This is a genomic window from Novipirellula sp., assembly GCF_041583735.1.
Taxonomy (GTDB): Bacteria; Planctomycetota; Planctomycetia; order Pirellulales; family Pirellulaceae; genus Novipirellula.
Map to the genome: position 1 here is coordinate 1 of NZ_JBFHFD010000682.1, position 4,612 is coordinate 4,612.

Below are 4,612 nucleotides of genomic sequence, written 5' to 3' on the forward strand. Positions count from 1 at the left end.
CTGGCCCGCCAATGGGCATGGGTATGGGAATGGGAATGGGGACAATGGAAGCTTCCCCTGGCAGCGACATGGACAACGACGGCGGGGAACAATCGGATGCACACGAGTCGCCGAGTCAGGTTCAATGAAGTGGTTGGTCGTTCGTGGCGACCGTGTGATCCGTAGCGTTCGCGCTGCTAACCGACGCCTGGCAGCAACGGCACATCGATTCGTGTCATTCGAGTGATTCGTGGACAAATCTCTTCTCCGCTGTTCGCGTCCTTGTCCAACGCCTGACATCCCGGCTGCGACTGGTGCGCTCGAAGTGCGCCCATTGGATTTCGTCAGACCTCTGTTTCCTGGGATTCGCTCCTGATGTTATCGTTCGATCGGTTCGCGGTCGACTCGGCCGAACGGGGCAAACCGACGCCTGTCGATTGCAACGCTGACAACCGACGCCTGACGCGTTGACTGCTGATTGGGAGACGCGATTTCCCTCGGCGATTTCAATCGGGTACATTGGCCCCCAGCGATGACGGCTCAAGCTGTCGTCGTGGCCGATCCGCGTGAACCTAGTGGTGCACCGCAGTCGGCGAGTCGAGTTTGTATTTGAATTCAGGTCCATCGCGCCGACGCGGTGACCACCGCCGTTCTGCGAATGAAGGTTCGTGATGATGTGTACCTGCGGTTGGCTAGCAATGATGGTCAACGACAGAGCGACTCCATTTACCTACTCTGATGAGAGCGGGTTTTTTGTTCAGGGACCAGACAGCACGCAGTACCCAATTCAACATTGTCCTTGGTGTGGCGAAGCGCTTCCCAAACGTGTGGGAGACGGACCGATCGCGCCCGCGGATGAGTATGCTCGCATTTATGACAATGCAACAACCATTCGCAAGCCCGAAGAGTGCTTCGAGATTTTCGGACAGCCGGACTATGACAAACCATTTCCCGATGACATGGGGATACCAACAGACTTGCGCAACATCGAGTATTACAGCATCTCCAATTGGTATACTCTAGAATTCTATTTTGAAGACCCAGACTACCGCCGCTTCGCGATTCACGCGAAGCCCATACCGCTTTACAACAACGCAGAACAATGAAATGCACGCAAGGACGGGTGTCGTGGTTAACCGTCTGCTTGCGCGTCGTTCGCCCGTCCCGCGTGATTTCTGCCGTTCTGCCATTGATGATTTCGCTCATTCGCTAAGGGAGACCCAATTCTGTTTCGCGTGACCAACGACATCTACGTCGGGCGTTTTGCTTCGCGTGAACGTCTTACCTCGCTTCGCGATCTAAACGTCACCGATATCCTCAATGTCAGCGACACACCCAGCCAACTCACGACCACGGATGGACCATTCCGATCCGTTACCTGGTTCGATATTGAAGATCGAACGCTGATCCCAACTGAGATAGCAATCAACGCAATTGACTCGATTCATCAGTCATTGGTAGCAGACGCTGGTCGAATTTACGTGCATTGCATGGCGGGCTGGAACCGCTCGCCGACGATACTCTGGCTTTATCTGCTTGCATGCGGAATTGCTTCGGACGACGCAGCACGACTCATCTGCGCTCAGGCGTTTGATGCTGTACCGGGACACGCACTGCTGGTAGACTCAAACTTGACCGCAACGGTGCAGTCCCATGGTCGCGAAAACTTTCTGCCGCATCCTCGGCCGACGTCGATTACAGCGTGAAAGAAGGCAGAACAATGGGATGCAACGGAGCGGCGGTGGTGCGGTTTTTGGTGAGATCAATGTCAACTCCCGCCGCCCGCTGATCCCGGACGTTCGCCCAACCAATATGTTTAAACCGTCAAAATGAAGCAGACCGGATGGCGATGGCCGTGGCAGAAGCCGGAAGACCCCAAGCCTGTGCGTCCTCCCAAGATTGGTGGCACACGTGCGCCTGCCAACGTCCAAGAAATTGACTTTAAGAAACCGCACGACTTCCATTTCCGCATCGCGTACGACAAATCTGCAACTCAAGTCTTTGAACGCTGCCTTCTGGTTGGATTCACTACTCCGATGACGGACGAGGACAATCAGCCCGCGTACGAAGAGTTCACTCACAATCGATGGATCGTACTGCAACGAGAAGACGGACGCCGCGTGTATATCCCACGCGACAACTTACTGTACATTGAAGACTCCGAACCGAGTTCCGATGAATGACCCGAAGTGTGGGCGAACCATGGGATGCAACGGAGCGGCGGTGGTGCGGTTTTTGGTGAGATCAATGTCAACTCCCGCCGCCCGCTGATCCCGGACGTTCGCGCTGCCAACCGACGCCAGTCGCACCGCAGCACATTCATTCGTGCAATTCGTGGACAAACTCTTCTCCGCTGGTTCCGCGAATGCCCAACGCCTGGCATCCCGGCTGCGGTTGGTGCGTTCGAATTGTGCCGACCGGAATTCATCAGGCCTCTGTTTCCAAGGATTCGCTCCTGATGTCACGGTTCGATGGGTGCGCGGTCGACTCGGCCGAACGAGAAGAACGGATGGCTGAAATGGCGACCGCTCAGTGTTTGCCAGATCCAACGGAATCGATGGATCGTATTTGGCTGGTTGGACGTTGTGTCTTAGGCCCGGGGGGCCGATAGAGTGTCTGCCGGTGGTGTCAGCCATCGGGGATGGATTCCATACAACGCTCAAGGCCCAGCGGGCCGACACAGTAATCGGGGTTTGAGCGTTCCCGGGCGGCCAAGAGAACGATTGTGCCGGCCCTTCAGGCCTTTGTGCTTCACTGCACTGAACACCGGTGGCTGACACCACCGGCAAACACTGTGCCAGCCCTCCGAGGCTGTGAATAATTGGGCTGACGGTTGTTTGATTTAATTTTGGCGCTAAATTTATCGCATGAATAATCCAAGCAATGCTACTCAGCGTGGACAAGCTCGTACCAATCGGCCCGAGCGAACTCAGATCGAGATGCGGATGCTCTCGCTGGACCAACTCGTCGCCAGCGATCATCGCGTGCGACTGGTTTGGGCCTACTGCCAGTCGCTGGATCTGTCTCCCTTCTACCAGCCGATCAAAGCACGCCAAGGAACACGTGGACGAAACCCCATCGATCCCAGGATTCTCTTCGCGTTGTGGTTCTATGCCACCCTCGAAGGAATCACCAGCGCGCGACGAATCGCAGAGCTTACGACACGCGATTTTTGCTACCTGTGGATCTGCGGCGGAGTAACGGTCAACTATCACACGCTGAGTGATTTTCGCACCAAGCACATTGAAGAGTTGGAACAGCTGCTGAGCGATTCAATTACCGTCCTTCTCAATGAAAAACTGATCACGCTGGAAACGATTGGTCAGGATGGCATGCGCGTGCGTGCTTCGGCGGGCAGCAGTTCGTTTCGATCGGAGCCGACGTTGCAAAGGATGCAGGAGGAAGCGGAGAAGTATCTTGAAGAACTCAAAGAACAATCCGAGCAAGAAAACCAAGCTGATGTCTCAGTCGCGCAGCAAGCCGCTCGAGAGCGTGCCGCCGAAGAACGGCTCGAACGTATCAAAGCCGCTCAAGAGAACCTTGAGGAACTCGAGCGCCGCCGCCGGGAAAAGAAGTCTCGCAAAAGTAAATCAACTCCACGAGCATCGACGACGGACCCCGAAGCGGTTCGGATGAAGATGGGCGATGGCGGCTTTCGTCCGGCGTTTAATGTGCAGTTTGCAACCGATGGCGAGACGCGAATCGTTGTCGGCGTGGACGTGAACAATCAAGGCAGTGACATGGGGCAGATGCTTCCGGTATTTGAGTCGGTGTGTTCGACGTACGGTGTCGTGCCGGGGCAGTACCTAGTCGATGGTGGTTTTATCAAAGCATCGGATATCGACGCGTTGGATGCCGCTGGGACGACGGTCTACGGTGCTGTCAAAGGTGCCGAGAAAGACGTCGCCGATGGCAAAGCCCCTTATCAAGCGAAGTCCACTGACAGCGAAGCGATGGGGCGTTTTCGCGAGCGGATGGGGGCAGAGGAAGCTCAAGCGATTTACCAGCAACGGCCGTCCATTGCGGAGTTCCCCAATGCGGAGTGCCGCAACCGTGGGCTGAATCAATTTCGTGTTCGCGGTCAACGCAAAGCCCTTGGTCAAACACTATGGCACGTGCTGGTGAATAACTTCAATCGATTCCAACACATGGGTTTCTTACCGAAATTGATGGGGGAGCATAGCGCGCAGACTACTGCAAATTGAGTTAATAGCGGTGAATCGAGCCAAAAGAGCTTGATTCGCAATCCAACTTGGGAGGCCTTCCTGCTCAGCCGCCTTCAAATGGGGATCGGCAGGAGCAACTACGACCGAAGATTCTCTGTCCGTTTTTGAAATAGCGTCAAAAACGAAGGTGAGTGCTGCGGTAAGCCAAATATTCACAGCCTCTCCGGGCTTCATCGTAGCTGTCCAGCGACGACAAGCCTGAGCCAGACACCTCGACTTTCCATCGGCGATTCCAATCGAGTACATTGGCAGCCAACGATGATGGCTCAAACTGTCGTCGTGGCCGATCCGCGTGAACCAAGTGGTGCTCCGCAGTCGGCGAGTCGTGTTTGTATTTGAGTTCCGGTCCATCGCGCCGACGCGGTGACTACCAACGTTCACGCTGCCAACCGACGCCAGTTGACAGC

Annotated in this window: 4 protein-coding genes; all 4 read left to right on the forward strand. The window is 55.5% G+C overall.

All coding sequences use genetic code 11. From position 1 onward, the window contains the following. Positions 1-677: 677 nt before the first annotated feature. The 4 genes from ABX962_RS30840 to ABX962_RS30855 all read left to right on the forward strand — a co-directional run bounded on the left by ABX962_RS30840 (position 678) and on the right by ABX962_RS30855 (position 4,184). Entirely contained in the window at positions 678-1,085 is a 408-nt protein-coding gene (locus ABX962_RS30840) for a hypothetical protein (protein ID WP_372725337.1), read from the forward strand. A gap of 129 nt (positions 1,086-1,214) precedes the next feature. Then, entirely contained in the window at positions 1,215-1,685 is a 471-nt protein-coding gene (locus tag ABX962_RS30845) for a dual specificity protein phosphatase family protein (protein WP_372725339.1), read from the forward strand. 123 nt (positions 1,686-1,808) lie between these two features. Next, entirely contained in the window at positions 1,809-2,162 is a 354-nt protein-coding gene (locus ABX962_RS30850) for a hypothetical protein (RefSeq protein ID WP_372725341.1), read from the forward strand. Positions 2,163-2,846: 684 nt separating this feature from the next. After that, positions 2,847-4,184 (forward strand): IS1182 family transposase, encoded by a 1,338-nt coding sequence (locus tag ABX962_RS30855; RefSeq protein WP_372725343.1) that lies wholly within the window; start codon positions 2,847-2,849, stop codon positions 4,182-4,184. Positions 4,185-4,612: the final 428 nt, after the last annotated feature.

Bases quoted from the DNA above. Each gene is read 5' to 3' on its own strand.
- ABX962_RS30840 (WP_372725337.1), top strand. From the start codon at position 678: ATGATGGTCAACGACAGAGCGACTCCATTTACCTACTCTGATGAGAGC.
- ABX962_RS30850 (WP_372725341.1), top strand. From the start codon at position 1,809: ATGAAGCAGACCGGATGGCGATGGCCGTGGCAGAAGCCGGAAGACCCC.
- ABX962_RS30855 (WP_372725343.1), top strand. From the start codon at position 2,847: ATGAATAATCCAAGCAATGCTACTCAGCGTGGACAAGCTCGTACCAAT.